16 protein-coding genes are annotated in these 13857 nt (G+C 71.1%); 7 read left to right on the forward strand and 9 right to left on the reverse strand.

Annotation, left to right across the window (positions count from 1 at the left end; genetic code table 11):
- Window positions 1-127 precede the first annotated feature (127 nt).
- From AB0K12_RS25425 to AB0K12_RS25435, 3 genes are read left to right on the forward strand one after another with little or no spacing between them, the layout of a single operon-like run.
- Window positions 128-253, forward strand: coding sequence for a hypothetical protein (locus AB0K12_RS25425; protein WP_364565971.1), 126 nt, complete (start codon window positions 128-130; stop codon window positions 251-253).
- A gap of 22 nt (window positions 254-275) precedes the next feature.
- A complete protein-coding gene (locus AB0K12_RS25430; RefSeq protein ID WP_364565974.1) occupies window positions 276-770 on the forward strand; it encodes a GNAT family N-acetyltransferase in 495 nt (164 codons plus the stop codon).
- Between the two features lie 5 nt (window positions 771-775).
- A complete protein-coding gene (locus tag AB0K12_RS25435; protein ID WP_364565977.1) occupies window positions 776-1621 on the forward strand; it encodes a hypothetical protein in 846 nt (281 codons plus the stop codon).
- 3 nt (window positions 1622-1624) lie between these two features.
- Here the strand turns inward: AB0K12_RS25435 and AB0K12_RS25440 are convergent, their stop codons facing one another.
- Window positions 1625-2107: a helix-turn-helix domain-containing protein gene (locus AB0K12_RS25440; RefSeq protein WP_364565980.1), complete on the reverse strand. Its 483-nt coding sequence runs from the start codon at window positions 2105-2107 to the stop codon at window positions 1625-1627.
- Window positions 2108-2217: 110 nt separating this feature from the next.
- Between AB0K12_RS25440 and AB0K12_RS25445 the strand changes: the two genes are divergently transcribed.
- Window positions 2218-3057, forward strand: a complete 840-nt coding sequence (locus AB0K12_RS25445) for an oxidoreductase (RefSeq protein ID WP_364565983.1) — start codon at window positions 2218-2220, stop codon at window positions 3055-3057.
- Here AB0K12_RS25445 and AB0K12_RS25450 read toward each other — a convergent pair.
- Window positions 3054-3974: a GNAT family N-acetyltransferase gene (locus AB0K12_RS25450; RefSeq protein WP_364565986.1), complete on the reverse strand. Its 921-nt coding sequence runs from the start codon at window positions 3972-3974 to the stop codon at window positions 3054-3056. The genes AB0K12_RS25445 and AB0K12_RS25450 overlap by 4 nt on opposite strands.
- A 171-nt stretch (window positions 3975-4145) precedes the next feature.
- Window positions 4146-4268, reverse strand: a complete 123-nt coding sequence (locus AB0K12_RS25455) for a hypothetical protein (protein WP_364565989.1) — start codon at window positions 4266-4268, stop codon at window positions 4146-4148.
- Window positions 4269-4343: 75 nt separating this feature from the next.
- Between AB0K12_RS25455 and AB0K12_RS25460 the strand changes: the two genes are divergently transcribed.
- Window positions 4344-5069, forward strand: coding sequence for a hypothetical protein (locus tag AB0K12_RS25460; protein WP_364565992.1), 726 nt, complete (start codon window positions 4344-4346; stop codon window positions 5067-5069).
- A 492-nt stretch (window positions 5070-5561) separates the two neighbouring features.
- On the opposite strand, the gene AB0K12_RS25465 is transcribed toward AB0K12_RS25460, so the two are convergent.
- Window positions 5562-6182, reverse strand: a complete 621-nt coding sequence (locus tag AB0K12_RS25465) for an FMN-binding negative transcriptional regulator (protein WP_364565995.1) — start codon at window positions 6180-6182, stop codon at window positions 5562-5564.
- 34 nt (window positions 6183-6216) lie between these two features.
- Here AB0K12_RS25465 and AB0K12_RS25470 point away from each other — a divergent pair, with 34 nt between their 5' ends.
- Complete coding sequence (locus tag AB0K12_RS25470; protein ID WP_364565998.1) at window positions 6217-7545, forward strand: aminotransferase class I/II-fold pyridoxal phosphate-dependent enzyme; 1329 nt, start codon at window positions 6217-6219, stop codon at window positions 7543-7545.
- 143 nt (window positions 7546-7688) lie between these two features.
- Here AB0K12_RS25470 and AB0K12_RS25475 read toward each other — a convergent pair whose 3' ends face one another.
- From AB0K12_RS25475 to AB0K12_RS25485, 3 genes are all read right to left on the reverse strand, one after another.
- Window positions 7689-8915 (reverse strand): Dyp-type peroxidase, encoded by a 1227-nt coding sequence (locus tag AB0K12_RS25475; protein WP_364566000.1) that lies wholly within the window; start codon window positions 8913-8915, stop codon window positions 7689-7691.
- Window positions 8912-9442, reverse strand: a complete 531-nt coding sequence (locus AB0K12_RS25480; protein WP_364566004.1) for a copper chaperone PCu(A)C — start codon at window positions 9440-9442, stop codon at window positions 8912-8914. The genes AB0K12_RS25475 and AB0K12_RS25480 overlap by 4 nt, the downstream gene beginning before the upstream one ends.
- A gap of 96 nt (window positions 9443-9538) precedes the next feature.
- Complete coding sequence (locus AB0K12_RS25485) at window positions 9539-10093, reverse strand: MFS transporter (RefSeq protein WP_364566006.1); 555 nt, start codon at window positions 10091-10093, stop codon at window positions 9539-9541.
- Window positions 10094-10348: 255 nt separating this feature from the next.
- Here AB0K12_RS25485 and AB0K12_RS25490 point away from each other — a divergent pair, with 255 nt between their 5' ends.
- Window positions 10349-11059, forward strand: coding sequence for a hypothetical protein (locus tag AB0K12_RS25490; RefSeq protein WP_364566008.1), 711 nt, complete (start codon window positions 10349-10351; stop codon window positions 11057-11059).
- On the opposite strand, the gene AB0K12_RS25495 is transcribed toward AB0K12_RS25490, so the two are convergent.
- Together AB0K12_RS25495 and AB0K12_RS25500 are read right to left on the reverse strand one after the other, a co-directional pair.
- Window positions 11056-13635: a LuxR C-terminal-related transcriptional regulator gene (locus AB0K12_RS25495; protein WP_364566011.1), complete on the reverse strand. Its 2580-nt coding sequence runs from the start codon at window positions 13633-13635 to the stop codon at window positions 11056-11058. The genes AB0K12_RS25490 and AB0K12_RS25495 overlap by 4 nt on opposite strands.
- A 48-nt stretch (window positions 13636-13683) precedes the next feature.
- Entirely contained in the window at window positions 13684-13845 is a 162-nt protein-coding gene (locus tag AB0K12_RS25500) for a hypothetical protein (RefSeq protein WP_345393211.1), read from the reverse strand.
- Window positions 13846-13857 lie beyond the last annotated feature (12 nt).

A 13857-nucleotide genomic window follows, 5' to 3' on the forward strand; every position in this document is an offset into this window, starting at 1 on the left:
CACGTCCTGACCTGGTCCAGATTCCGGCAAACGCACCAAACCCGTGCTCTGATCAGCCACTACCGCCGACGAGGCGACCCGTTACCACGCGATCTACGGATGTAGTACCGGGGGCATCTCGCTGGCCGTGGCCGTCCTCGCGGTGGTCTTCAGGGGGACGGCGTTCGCGAGCGCGTGTGCTCTGATAGGCATCGGGTTCATGGTCGGGGCGCTGGCCCTGGCCGTCTATGAGCAGCGCGACAAGGGGGCCTGACGGGGTGGTCATCAGGGATGCCGTGAGCCAGGACTGGGACGGGATCTATCCGTTCTATGCGGCGATCATGGCGGAAGGGCGGACCTTTCCGTTTCCTGAGCGGCAGAGCCTCGAAGAGGCGCGGCCGTGGTGGATGGAGCAGCCGCCCGGCAAGACCGTCGTCGCGGTCGATGACGACGGCGTGATCGTGGGGTCGGCCAAGATGGGGCCCAACCGGCCCGGGCGGGGGTCGCATGTGGCCACGGCGTCGTTCATCGTGGATCCGGCGCATCAGGGCAAGGGGATCGGGCGGGCGCTGGGGGAGTATGTGATCGACGGGTGCCGTAGCCGGAAATTTCGTGGCATCCAGTTCAATGCGGTGGTTGAGAGTAATGGGGCGGCTGTCCAGCTCTATCGGTCGCTGGGGTTCGAGATCATCGGCACCGTGCCCGAGGCGTTCGATCATCCGGATGATGGGCTCGTTGGGCTGCATGTGATGTATCTGCGGCTGAACCCCGCCGCAGGCTCGTACGTCTGAAGGGCATGCGATGTCTTGCCCTTCTCGGTCTCGTCGTGCTGACCGCCTGCGGCAGCACAACGGCCTTCAGTGAGCCGGCCACGTACACGGCCGGGTCCGTCACCGTGCTGGAGAGTCCCGAGCACGGGCCGCAGCTGTGCGACGTGGTGGCCGAGTCGCTGCCGCCCCAGTGCACGGGGCCGGACGTGGTGGGCTGGGACTGGGGGAAGGTGGCGCACGAGAGTGCGGGCGGGACGAAGTGGGGCCGCTACAAGGTGACCGGCACCTGGGACGGCTCCCGGCTGACCCTGACGGGACCGCCCGGGGAGGCGGCCGAGGTCAAGGCCGAGGAGCGGCGGTTCGACAGCCCGTGTCCGGCTCCCGCGGGTGGCTGGCGGCCGGTCGATCCCGCCAAGGCGACGCAGGCCGCGCTGGAGAAGACCCAGCAGCGGCTGCAGAACGAGGAGGCCGTGGGCGGGGTTTGGCTGGACCAGAGCTACCTGGAGTCGATTCCGGGCTACGACGACAGCAAGCGCGAATGGTCCGAGAAGTACGCGAACGACCCGACTCGGCTGGTCCTGAACGTGAAGTTCGTCGGCGACCTGGCCGGCCGGGAGGCGTGGGTGCGGGAGAGCTGGGGCGGCGCGCTCTGCGTCAGCCAGGCCCGGCGCAGCGAGGAGTTGTTGCGGCAGGTCCAGGAGGGCCTCGGCGAGGATCTCGGCCAGGTGTCCCTGCCGTCCTCGGTCGATGTGCTGAAGGAGCAGGTCGTCGTCGGGGTCTGGGTGGCCGACGAGGACGTGCAGGAGCGGCTGGACGACAAGTACGGGGCGGGCGTCGTACGGCTGGATGGGGTGTTGGAGCCGGCCGGGTAGCGGTCACCTCGGGTAGCGGGCGCGCATCTCAGGGCCGGCGGCGGGGCCGGAGGTGAAGACGTAGGCGCGGCTGTCGTCGAGGCGGCGGCCCGTGCCCGCGTCGACCACCACCGGCTCGACCTCCTCGCCCGTCTCCGCGTCCACCAGGATCATGCTGCGTTCGTGCGGGGCCAGGCGGCTGTTGCCCCAGGCGGCCATCGCGACGATGACCGGCCGCAGTGAGCGGCCGAGCTCGGTCAGCACGTACTCGTGGCGCACCGGGTTCGTCTGGTACGGGCGGCGCTCCAGGATGCCGTCGGCGACCAGCGTCTTGAGGCGGGCGGTGAGCATGCTGGAGGAGATGCCCAGGTTCTCCTGGAACTGGTCGAACCGGGTGTAGCCATCGAACAGGTCGTGCAGCAGGAGCAGAGTCCACCATTCGCCCACGTGCTCCACCGTGCGGGACAGGGGGCACTCGCGGTCTTCCTGCCTGATGCGACCCGCCATCGGACGTTCCTCCACAGTTACTGCTAATATCGAAGTCACAAGTTACTCTGATTTTAGCAGTCACTGGAGGTGCGCGGGCACCTCTCTTCGGCATGGGGAAAAACGCATATATGAAGACCTGGTTCATCACCGGAGGAACGCCCGGCGGGTTCGGCATGGCCTTCGCCGACGCCGCGCTCGACAACGGCGACCGCGTCGTGCTGACCGCGCGCCGGCCCGACGAACTGCGGGCCTGGGCCGACCGGCACGGCGAGCGGGCGCTGGTCCTCCGGCTCGACGTCACCGACGAGGCGCAGGTCCGGCAGGCGGTCGATGCCGCCGAGCGGCACTTCGGCGGCATCGACGTGCTGGTCAACAACGCCGGGCGCGGATGGTACGGCTCGGTGGAGGGAATGGACGACGCCGCGGTTCGGCGTACGTTCGAGCTGAACTTCTTCTCCGTGCTGGCGGTCACCCGCGCGGTGCTGCCCGGCATGCGCGCCCGCCGCAGCGGCTGGGTCGTCAACGTCTCCTCGGTCGCCGGCCTGGTCGGGACGACCGGGTTCGGCTTCTACAGCGCGGCCAAGTACGCCGTCGAGGGCATGACGCGCGTGCTGCGTGAGGAGGTGGCGCCGTTCGGCGTCAAGGTGCTGGCAGTGGAGCCTGGAGCGTTCCGTACGCGGGCATATGCCGGGTTCGCCGACGAGCCGATCAGCGAGACCATCGAGGACTACCGGCCGATGCTCGAACAGGTCAGAGCCTTCATGATCGAGCAGGACGGCAGGCAGCCGGGCGACCCGGTGCGGGGCGCGCGGGCCGTGGTCGCGGCGATCGAGAGCGGTGACGCGCCGCAGCGGCTCGTGCTCGGCGGGCCCGGGTACGACGCGGTGGTCGGCGAGCTGGAGTCGGTGCTCGCCGACGTACGCGCCCAGGAGGAGGTCTCCCGGTCGGCCGACTTCCCCGATGCCTAGTCGGGCCAGGTCATGTTGATCGAGCGTTCGAAGTTGACGTAACCGGCCCTTGCGAACGCCTGCGCCATCGGAATGTTGCCCAGGTCGGTGGCGGCGCGGATGCGGGGGACGTCCTCCGCGGCGAGGATGCGGGTGCCTTCGGCGAGGAGGTCGTCGATGTAGCCGTTGCCGCGGTGGGCGGGCAGGACGGCGATATAGCCGATGATCGCGTTGTAGTCGTTGCGGCCGGGGGTGACGAAACCGACCGGTTCGCCGCCGGGCAGCGTCGCGACCCGCCACCACGCTCGGGGGCTGGTGTAGCGGGCGATCTCGTCCTCGTAGTGCCTGATGGCGGCCTCGCGGGGGGACATGTGGGTCAGATCGTCCCTGCTGTGGGCGTCGAGCGTACCGTCGAGCACCTCGGTCATCAGATCGAGCAGCTCGTTCTCGTCACGGATCGGCCGGAAGCTCAGGCGTCCCGACGGATCGGGGATCGGCGTGCCTGACCGCCATTCGAGGCGCAGGCGTTCGACGAACAGGCGGGCGCCGGTGCTCTCCAGCACGGTCATGCGGTCCTCGACGGCACGTCTGTCGGTCTCGCGCCAGTCGGGTGGGACGAAGCGGAGGTATTCCGGTGGTTTGCCGCCTGCCGGGAGCGTCTCGGTCATGGCGGTGCGCAGCAGGCGTACGGCGACGTCGACGGCGCCCTCTTCGAGGTCGAGGATGTCGAGCAGGAAGGGGTCGTCGTCCTTGTCGCGGCCCCACCAGGCGAGCCTGGCGAGCAGGCGGTCGCCGCGCAGGGCCATCCACATCCAGCTCGGATGGCGGCGGCCGGCGGCGAGGTCGTCGGCCAGCTCGTGGTTCAGGGTGTAGGGCTGCCGGTTGAAGAGGTCGAGCTCTTCCCGGCCGGTGATCGGGCGAATGGTCAGGTCTTGCACGGTCTAGGCACTCTCCGGTGGAAGGCGCCTGGCCGCTCCGGGACTCAGCGGTGGTCGGAGCCCCGGGAGGGCACAAGCGCGATGAACGTGGGCTTCATGGGCTTATCCCTCCTCTCGGTGTCGTCTGCGTGTTTCTATCGGGCTCGCCGGTGGGGCGCAAACGGTTTTCGGTCAGCACGTGTTCGGCTGCGGGGTGGTGTCGGGCGGTGCGGTGGAGCCGAACGCGCTCATCGCGGTGATGAGCAGGCCCAGGACCAGTAACAGGGCGCTGCGTGGCCTTAATCGGTCGCTCACTGATGCTTTGTACCACGGTTCTAGGATTTTTGATCTGAATCCCGGCAGGTGGGGGCTGTGGGTAACGTGCCGGCGGTGAGGAAACAGAGGAGAAGCGCGCGGTCCGTCGCCGTCGTGGGGGCGGCGGCGGCCGTGGTGCTCGGTGGGATGGCGGCGCCCGCGCAGGCGGCGGAGAACTATGGGCAGTACTCCCGGTTCGGCGAGCGCAGCGCCGGGCAGCACTGGGCGGACGGGCAGGTCGCGGGGCAGTGGGCGTGGAAGCCGCTGTCGTCCACGACGTCCGAGATCAGCTGGGGTGACCCGAAGAAGTGGCCGCCGGCGTACGGGGAGAAGTTCGTCCACAGCGGCGACTGGCTGATGCTGGACGGGTGGCGGGACAACGGGACGTATTACACCCTGCGCGTCACCAAGGAGCAGATCGGCGACGCCAAATGTGGAAATCTGCGGACTCTCGCCACGTCCGGGCCTCAGCACTACGTCAAGTGGGGCATCTCCTCCCAGGGCTACTGCTTGAAGGCGTGGGGGACGATCACCGAGAAGTCGTCAGGGAAGGTGGTCGACTTCGGGCACACCCAGATCTGGTCGCCGCCCGCGCCCTGCTCGAACCGCTACCTGGGCGATCAGACCTGCATCAAGCAGTGGGAGTCCTGGTGGGACAACAACGGCAGCCCGGGCAAGCCGATCGCGCGAAAGCTTGAACGGGATCAGTACATCGCCCGCGGTAAGGGGATGGCGTTTAAGATCCACCAGTATTTCCCGAAGGAGTGGAAGTCGGAGGCCAAGTCGTACTGGACCTGGTGACTGGGGCTGTGGACGGCGGGTGGGATCCGGCTTCTCGGGGCCGGGACCTGCCCGCCGTCTTTTGGGTTCTGGGGGTGGTCGGGGCGGTGTTCATCCACAGGATGAGGGGCGCGGTGGATGACGGCCTGATCCGGCTGCCAGGGGTGGGGACCGGGGGTGATTTGCGGCGTTATGTACTGGTGACTTTTCCGGTGTGGTATGGCCGGTCCCGGGGTGCCGGGCGGTGGCTGGGCGATGGTCGGCCCTGCTGGTTGATGGTGGCTCTGACCTGGGGAAACGTGGATCTCCGCTGGTCGGCGCCGGGGTGGCTGCTCGGGGGTTGTGGAGGGCTCCTCGGGAGGCTGTGGGCGGGGGCCGCGCGCGGGGGTTCGGTGGGTTGTGGATAACCGTCCTCGGCGGGGATGCTCGGTCAGGTTATCCACAGGGGGCATTGGTTATCCACAGATTGTGGGTCGGCGGCTTTCCGGCGTCGCGCAGCGGCCATGATGCCCGTCAGGAGGTGCGGCGACGATGTTGCTGAGCGAGGGCGGCGGAATCGCCGGGAAGGTCACGGGCGGCCAGGCCGGCGGCCACCCGGTCGCGGAGGTCGGCGGGCTTGTGGTCGTCATATTTGAACTTCGCGCGTACGCCGGTCACGCGCAGCCGCAGGCCGCGCACGGCGGACAACTGCTTGTGGTACGCGCCCGCGTCGGGTGCGACCTCCCCGTGGTCGCCGGCGGGCTGGTGGTGGGCGAGCTGGCGGCGCAGGATGTCGGCCTTGCCCTCCTTGTCGTCCACGATCTCTGCCTGGCAGATGAGCTGGACGGAGGCGTAATAGCTGGTGGGCACGCCGGTCTCGGGGGAGTCGGAGCGCCAGCCGGTCGGGATGTAGGCGTAGTCGTCATAGACGCTGACCACCGCCGCCGGGTTGGCCTCCAATGCCTGCCAGATCGGGTTGGGGCGGGCCAGGTGGAGCAGCACGTGGTCGTGGCCGTCGTACAGGAAGTGGGTGGGCACGACGACCGGGGGCGCGCCGTCCACGCCGTTGACGGCGATCTGGCCGAAATCGCGGGTGCTGAGCCAGGTGCGCCATTCGTCGTCGGTTCTCGCGGCGTCCCAGGGGTGAATCAACATGCGCGCCTCTTTGTATTAGTACATAATTGGCATTGTGTCAGAAACATACCTGATCGGTGGTACGACGGCCAGCGAGATCGCGGCGGGGGTCGAGGTGGCGGTGTCCGACGGGCGGCTGCCTCCTGGGGCGACGCTGCCTCCGGTGCGCGAGGTGGCCGCCATGGCCGGGGTCAGCCCTGGCACGGCGGCGGCCGCGTACCGGCTGCTGCGCGAGCGCGGCGTCATCGAGACGGCAGGGCGGCGCGGCACGCGGGTCAGGGCGCGGCCGGCGACCATGCTCAGGGAGGAGATCCGGGTCGAGGTGCCGCCGGGGGTGCGCGATCTGTCCCAGGGCAACCCCGATGCCCGCCTGCTGCCGCCGCTGCACGACGCCCTGGCCGCCGCCGCGCGGGCGCACGAGGAGCGGCCCGCCATGTACGGCACCGGCGACGACGACGAGTTGCTGGCACTGGCGGGTGCGGGGTTGCGGGCCGATGGGGTGCCTTCCGGGCCGCTGGCCGTCACCTCGGGCACGCTCGACGCCGTCGAACGCGTGCTCGCCGGGCACCTGCGGCCTGGCGACGCCATCGCCGTCGAGGATCCGGGGTGGACGGCGCTGCTCGACCTCGTCGCCGTGTTGGGGTTGCGTCCCGTGCCGGTGCGGGTGGATGACGATGGGCCCGTCCCTGACGAGTTGGGGCGGGCGCTGCGGGCGGGCGTGCGGGCAGTGGTGGTCACTGCTCGGGCGCAGAATCCGACCGGTGCCGCCGTGACCTCCGCGCGGGCGGCGGAGTTGCGTGCGGTGCTGGGCTCTTATCCGGAGGTGTTGCTGATCGAGGACGACCATGGGGCCGGGTTCGTGGACGTGCCGCTGCATCCGCTGGCCGGGGCCACGGCTCGGTGGGTGCTGCTGCGGTCCACGGCCAAGGCGTTCGGGCCCGACCTGCGGCTCGCGCTGGTCACCGGCGACCCTGTCACGCTGGGGCGGTTGCGGGGGCGGCAGCGGTTGGCCGCCGGGTGGGTGAGTCACCTGCTGCAACGTACGGTCGCGTACCTGTGGCGTACTCGGGCGGTGGATCCTGCGGCGGTGGCGGCGTCTTATGGGCGGCGGCGGGACGGGCTGGTCGCCGCGCTCGGGCGGCGCGGCATCGCGGCGCACGGGCGGAGCGGGCTGAACGTGTGGATTCCCGTCGCCGACGAGTCCACTGCCATCACCCGGTTGCTTGCTCGGGGGTGGGCCTGTGCGCCCGGGGCTCGTAATCGCATCGCTGCTCCGCCGGCGTTGCGGCTCACTGTCTCGACGTTGGATGTGGAGGAGCTTGAGCCACTCGCCGACGCCTTGGCGGGTGCTCTGGTGCCGGTCGGGGGTGGGCGGTACGGGTGATTGCGGGCGCGAGCCAGGCGAAAGGGGGTCTGATTCGTCCACAGTGAGGTGGAAGGGAGCCGAGTTTGCCCACAGGATGTGAGCACATGCGTCGCCCTGAGACGTGAGGGCCCTCACCTTTGCGGCGAGGGCCCTCACGGTGGTCAGGTCAGGAGCGGCTCGCCGATCCAGGTGCCGGGGGTGCAGCCTGGTGGGATGGCGAAGACCGCCGACCCGATCGTGGTGATCCACTCGTTGAGCAGGTCGCCCTCGGCCAGCATGCGCTGGATCGGGACGAACTGCCGGTCGACGTCCGCCTGGTACGACGCGAACAGCAGCCCCGAGTCCGGCTCGCCCTCAGGGGTCAGGCCGTCGTCGAAGTTGTACGGCCGTCGCAGCAACCGCAGCGCCGGGTCGGCCACGTGGGCGCGCCTGATGTGGGCGTACTCCGAGATGACCGGGAAGCCGAGCCGGTTCTTGCGGGCGTAGTCGGGTTCGTCCCGTTCGGTGGTGCCGGTGAGCGGGGCGCCGGTGTCGAGCCTGCGACCGATGGTGAACTCCCTGGCCGTACGGTCGACGGCGTCCCACGTGTCCAGCGCCATCCGGATCCTGCGCAGCACCAGCGTGGTGCCGCCGGTCAGCGGACCCTGGCTGATCCAGACGGCTTTGTCCAGGTCAGTGGCGTTGCCGGTGCCCTCGATCTGACCCATCAGGTTGCGCCGGGTTGCGGAACGGAAGCCGCGTTGCGCCCACCGTACGCGGGCGAACGACCGTGCGTCCTTCACGAGCATCCGTACGGCGTGCGCGGCCGTCACGTTGTCGTCCGCGCAGACCTGCACCAGCAGGTCTCCCCCGTTCCACCGCTCGTCCAGGCGGTCGGTGGCGAAGCGGGGCAGCGGCGACACCGGCGATTCCGTCCCCGCGGCCTTGAACAATCCTGGCCCGAAGCCGAAGGTGCAGGTCAGGCGGGCTGGGTTCGCGGCCAGTTCGGGTTCGGTGTCGGCGAGCGCCGGCCGTCCCTGGGTGAGGCGGGCGGCGTCGTCGGTGAGGAGCTTGAGCAGGCGTGCGAGGGCCTCCTTGCGGGTGCCCGGCAGCAGGTCGAAGCCGAGGAAGACGGCGTGCGCCTGCGGGTCCGTCGCCACGCCTGCCTGGTGGGGGCCGTGGAAGGGCTCGATACGTGACGCTTTCGTCCCGGCCGGTACGCCCTGGGCGGGCGTACCGGCCCGATCGATGCCGGTCGCGACCGTGCCCGCGCGGGTGGACGTGCCGGCGGCCGGTTCGGGCTGCGGGGCGGCGGGCGTACCGGGCTGATCGGTGGCGGGGGCGCAGCCCACCAGGGCGCCGGCCGCTGTGACGGCGCCTCCGGTGAGCAGCCCGCGGCGGCTGATCACTTGTGCCCCGGCTGGTAGTCCTCCTCGCCGCCGGCGAAGTCCTTGCCGACGGCCGTGAACTCCAGCGGCTGCCCGCCCTGCACCTGCAGCGTGAACGGGATCTGCGCGCCGGGCAGGACCTCCTTGGTGACGTCCATCAGCATGATGTGGTCGCCGCCTGGCTCGAGGAGGTGGGTGCCGTGGGCGGGCACCACGAACCCGCCCTCCTTGGGACGCATGACCATCTTTCCGTCGTTCTCCACCACCTCGTGCAGCTCGATCGCCGAGGAGAGGGGTGAGGTGCCGGAGACGATGGTGATCGGCTGGTCGGTGCCGTTGACCAGCGTCCCGAATGCGGCGGTCATCCCTTTCTTGGTGGTCTTCACCCAGGGGTCGGTGATGCTCAGGCCGCCGGTCGCGGCGACGGCGGACGCGGACGTGGACGTGGCCGGTGAGGCGGCCGGAGCGGCCGGTTCCGCGGTGGGGGAGCCGCAGGCGGTCAGCGCCACGACGGTGGCCGCGAGCACGAGGGCATGACGAGAGAACATGGGAATGCCTTTCTCCGCCCGGCATGCCGAAGCAGACCCTGCCGGGCGTGGTGGGTCGTCAGATGAAGGGGACGTACGTCGTGCCCGACCCGCAGGTCAGACGGTGACGACGCGCGGCGGGCCCCTTCGGCTGACGACGTACCGCAGGACGGCCGAGCGCGGGATGAGCGGCTCGGTCGTGGCCGGCGGCGTGGAGAAAGGCGTGACGAGCAGCGGCAGCCACAGGACCAGCAGCCGCACGGCCAGCCGGCGCAGCAACCCCCAAAGGGCGGCCTCACCGCGCGCCAGCCACAGCGCGGTCAGAGCGACCGCCCAGCCGTGGGTGATCAGCATGCCGAGACTCGGCACGAGCCCCGAGTGCAGGTGGTCGGCCAGGTGGTGCGGGGCGGCGGGGCCATCCGGTGGGAGGATGGCGTGGGAGAGCGAGAACATCAGGTGCAGCAGCACCTGCAGGCCGGCCAGGAGCGGAAGGATCACCGCCAGCGACCGCTCGCGTCCGGCCAGCGGGTAGGCCGCCGCGAACGCCAAGGCGAACGCCCCCACCCCGGCCTGCGCTGGGACGGTGGCACCGCCGAGCATGTGCGCCGCCGCGCCCAGCCCCAGACACACTGCGGCGAACACCGCGGTGCGGGCCAGACGGAACGGCGTCATGCGCCTAGCATTCCACGCCATGCGGGCGGTCCGGACCCCGATCCCGCTTCACGTGAAACCACCATCTTTCCTGCCGATGCGGGCGTTCCGGTGGATCCCGCTTCACATGAAGCCACCATCTTTCCTGCCGATGCGGGCGGTCTGGGGGAACCCGCTTCACGTGAAACCACCGTCTCCCTTCTCGATGCGCGGTGAGTGGTCTGGTTGGGGTGGAGGGGATGCGACGGGGTGGGGGGCGGTTGATAATCGGGAGCGATGCCGAAATTTCAGGAGTTGTCGGCGTTCGCGGAGGCGATGGCGCCCGTCATCAATGCCGCCAACGTCAATGTGCACGCCTCCGCCACGCGAGCCGTCGCCGACCTCAGCACGGCATATGGGCTGACACCGGGGCTTCTGTCGGATCTGCGGTTCAGCCTTCCGTTGCGTCCGCTGACCCGGCGCGGGCTGGGCGTGTTGTTTCGGTACGGCGATGTCGAAGGGGATCTCCTTGACCATCTGCGGCAGGGCGCGCTGGTCGAGGACCCCGATGGTGTGCTGCGGTTGACGGAGGGTGGGCGGGACTTCATCCACGGCCTCTACGAGGTGCATGCCGCCGCTGTCGAGCGTGTCTGGGCGGGCAGCGACCTGGGGGAGACGGCCGAGCTGGTGGGGCGGGTGGTCGATGCGGCCGAACGGCTGCCAGGGGGTGCCTTCGAGCTTGTGTCACCGCCGTACGAGCCGGAGGGGGCGTCACCGGGGTTGCTGTTGTTCAACCGGCTGGCGGTGCTGCGGTATCACCGCGCCGACGCGCATGCCGCGGCTTGGCAGGCGGCCGGGCTGTCGGCGGCTGAGATCGTCGGGCTGATGGACGGCCCGCTGCGCGCCGGCATCGAGGCGGACACGAACCGGCGCGCCGGTCGGATCTACCGTGCGTTGTCGGAGCGCGAGCGGGACACCTTGTACGAAACCCTCCTCAAGCTCATCTAAAGGGCGGTCAGCAGGCGGCCTGCCTCGGTGCGGTCGTTGACGCCGAGCTTGTCGTAGGCCGCCTGCAGGTGGTTCGCCGCCGTACGGGTGGACAGGGTGAGGCGGTCGGCGATCTGGCGGTTGGTCAGCCCGGATGCCGCCAGCTGGACGATCTCGCGCTGCCGGGGTGTGAGCTCCGGGGTGGCGAGCCGCACCAGCGCCGGTGTGGAGACCCCGGTGCAGCGGCGGGCCAGCGCGCACGCCCTGGTCTGCGCGCCCCTCGCCAGGGTGCCGCGCCCGGACTCGCGGTAGGCGGCGGCCTCCTGCGCGGTGGCCTCCGCGGCGTACAGGAGCATGCCCCGCCGCTCGAACTCACCCGCGACCGCGCGCAACGCGTCCGGATCGCCCTGAGCACGGGCGTGCCGCGCGAACAACACCGCCAACGCCCCCTCGACCGCCCCACAACGGCCGGAGCCGAGGCCCGAGGGGGTGCCGAGGCGGAGGAGGTCGTGGTGGGCGTACAGGAGGTGGCCGTACAGTTCGTGGCGTTCCGCGTGCTCCGCCGCCATCTGGCAGCGGCGTACGGCCTCCGCCACATCGCCGCCGGCCGCCGCCACCCACACGGCGGCGTGCAGCGCGTGCTGGCGGGTGAAGGCCCAGCGGGCGGTCAGGCGTTGCGCTTCGGCGAGGGAGTGCTCGGCCTCGTCGAGCCGCCCGAGCAGGGCCAGCGCGTGCGCCTGCTCGGCGAGGCAGCGCCCCAGATAGGGCTCGCGCGCGGGCAGCCGCCCGATGTCCTCGCGGCAGTGCCGCAGCGCCTCGGCGGCGTCGCCGCGCAGCCGGGCGGCCATCGCCCGGTACGCGCCGAACCCGGTCATCGACAGCTCGACCGCGGGCAGCTCCATGCCGCCCGATGCGACGCGGTCGACCTCCGCCGGCCGTCCGGTGAACGTCTGGGCGGCGCACAGCGCGTCCAGGAGGGTGGGCAGCGCGTGCGGCGCCTCGTCCCGCCACTCGTCGAGCGTCTCCAGGGCGGGCCCGGCCACGACAAGAGCCTGCTCGCCGCGCCCGGCGTACGCGTGGATCCACGCCTCCAGCGCGACCCCGTGCACGCGCCCGCGCACCGTGCCGGGCCGGCACGACCTGGACAGGTCAAGCGCCCGGGAAGCGGCGCTGAGCCGCCCGGCGAAGCAGTCGGCCACGGCCCGATAGACGTGAGCCTCCTGCCGCCACCGGGGGTCGGTCAGGGTGGCGGCGGCGACGTCGAGCACGTGGCACGCCTCGGCGTCCGCGCCCGCCCACGCCAGGCTCACGCCGAGGCTGTGGGCGTGCTGGGCGCGCTCGCTCTCGGTGACGGCGTCGCGGGCGGCCCGCCGTAACGCGGTGACGGCTGACCCGGCCTCGCCCAGCACCATGAGCACTTCGCCGAGCACGGCCACCGCCGCCACCCCGGCCCCCGCCTCGATGGCGGCTTTGGCCAGGCGTTCGGCGAGGCGCGGGTCCTGGCGGCCCCAGGCCAGCCGGGCGGCGGAGGTGAGCATGCCGGAGTCGGTGACCGAGCCGCTGTCGAGGCGCCAGACGGCGGCGCGCAGCTCGTCCTCGCGCCGCCGCAGCCCGGTGGCCTCCAGCGCCTCGGCCAGCGTGCGCAGCCGGCGCCTGGCCCGCAGCGTGCCGCAGTCGCCGCGGACCACCTCGCCGTAGAGCGGGTGGCCGAGCCGCAGCTGCTCGCGCCTGCCCTCGTCCACGGTGACGATGAGGCCGCGGGCCTCGACGCGTTCGACCGCGCCGGACGAGGTCAGCCCGGCCAGCAGGTCGAGGCCCAGCGGCTCGCCGAACGCGACCAGTTCGAGGACCTCGCGCTCGTCCTGGTCGAGGTGGCCGATGCGGTCGCCGACCAGCTCGCGCAGGCGCGGCGTCATGGACAGCTCGCCCTGCCAGCGCCACTCGCCGTCCTGCTCGGTCAGGCAGCGGGACGTACGCCCGGCGTGCACCAGCTCGCGCAGGTAGAGCACGTTGCCCTCGCTGACGCGGGCCAGCCTGCGTACGGTCGCCGGCGCCAACTCGCCGCCCAAAGCCCCGGCGAGCACCTGCCCGACCTCGGCCGGCGTCAGCGGCGGCAGCTCGATGCGTTCGAGCAGCTCGTCCTTCCACAGCGCGGTCACCGGATCGGGCTGCGGCTCCCCCGACCTGACGGTCACCAGCAGCCTGGCCTCGCCGCTGCCGGCGAGGTAGTGCACCAGCGCCGCCGACGCCGGGTCGAGCCGGTGCGCGTCGTCCACGCTGACCAGCAGCCCGTCGCGTCCTGCCTGGTCGCGCAGGTGGCGGGCGGCCCAGCGCAGCAGGTTCTCGCCGCCGCGCGGGGGCCCGGTCAGGACGTGCGCGAACGCCCCGAACGGGATCATCGACGCGGTCTCCGTGCCCTGCGCGCGCACGACCCCGTAGCCCCGTAGTCCGTGCAGTGCCTGTGCGGCCAGCCTGCTCTTGCCGACCCCGGCCGAGCCGGCGATCATCATCCCCGTGCCGGACCGCAGCGCGTCGCGTACGGCCCTCAGTGATCCCCCTCGCCCGACGAACGGCCATCCGCTCCCCTGCTCGCTCATCGTGCCTCCTCTCACCACTGATAGTGATGATCGAGGTTCGCGGCAGGTTCAGGCCGGATCGCGGGTCAGCCCGGCGGCGCCCATCAGCAGCTCGATGACCGCGTCCGCGCCGCTGAACGGCACCGGCTCGCCGCCCACCTCTTCGAGCAGCCCGCGGAGCTGGCCGCCGGACTGCTCCGGCTCGACCAGCCGGACGATGACCGTTCTCATGCGAGCACGATC

The sequence above is a fragment of the Nonomuraea sp. NPDC049419 genome (assembly GCF_040676995.1).
GTDB classification, from domain to species: domain Bacteria; phylum Actinomycetota; class Actinomycetes; order Streptosporangiales; family Streptosporangiaceae; genus Nonomuraea; species Nonomuraea salmonea.

Excerpts from the sequence above, each read along its gene's own strand:
- AB0K12_RS25435 (WP_364565977.1), top strand. The coding sequence starts at position 776 with ATGCGATGTCTTGCCCTTCTCGGTCTCGTCGTGCTGACCGCCTGCGGC.
- AB0K12_RS25440 (WP_364565980.1), bottom strand. The coding sequence starts at position 2,107 with ATGGCGGGTCGCATCAGGCAGGAAGACCGCGAGTGCCCCCTGTCCCGC.
- AB0K12_RS25445 (WP_364565983.1), top strand. The coding sequence starts at position 2,218 with ATGAAGACCTGGTTCATCACCGGAGGAACGCCCGGCGGGTTCGGCATG.
- AB0K12_RS25465 (WP_364565995.1), bottom strand. The coding sequence starts at position 6,182 with ATGTTGATTCACCCCTGGGACGCCGCGAGAACCGACGACGAATGGCGC.
- AB0K12_RS25480 (WP_364566004.1), bottom strand. The coding sequence starts at position 9,442 with ATGTTCTCTCGTCATGCCCTCGTGCTCGCGGCCACCGTCGTGGCGCTG.
- AB0K12_RS25485 (WP_364566006.1), bottom strand. The coding sequence starts at position 10,093 with ATGACGCCGTTCCGTCTGGCCCGCACCGCGGTGTTCGCCGCAGTGTGT.
- AB0K12_RS25490 (WP_364566008.1), top strand. The coding sequence starts at position 10,349 with ATGCCGAAATTTCAGGAGTTGTCGGCGTTCGCGGAGGCGATGGCGCCC.
- AB0K12_RS25495 (WP_364566011.1), bottom strand. The coding sequence starts at position 13,635 with ATGAGCGAGCAGGGGAGCGGATGGCCGTTCGTCGGGCGAGGGGGATCA.
- AB0K12_RS25500 (WP_345393211.1), bottom strand. The coding sequence starts at position 13,845 with ATGAGAACGGTCATCGTCCGGCTGGTCGAGCCGGAGCAGTCCGGCGGC.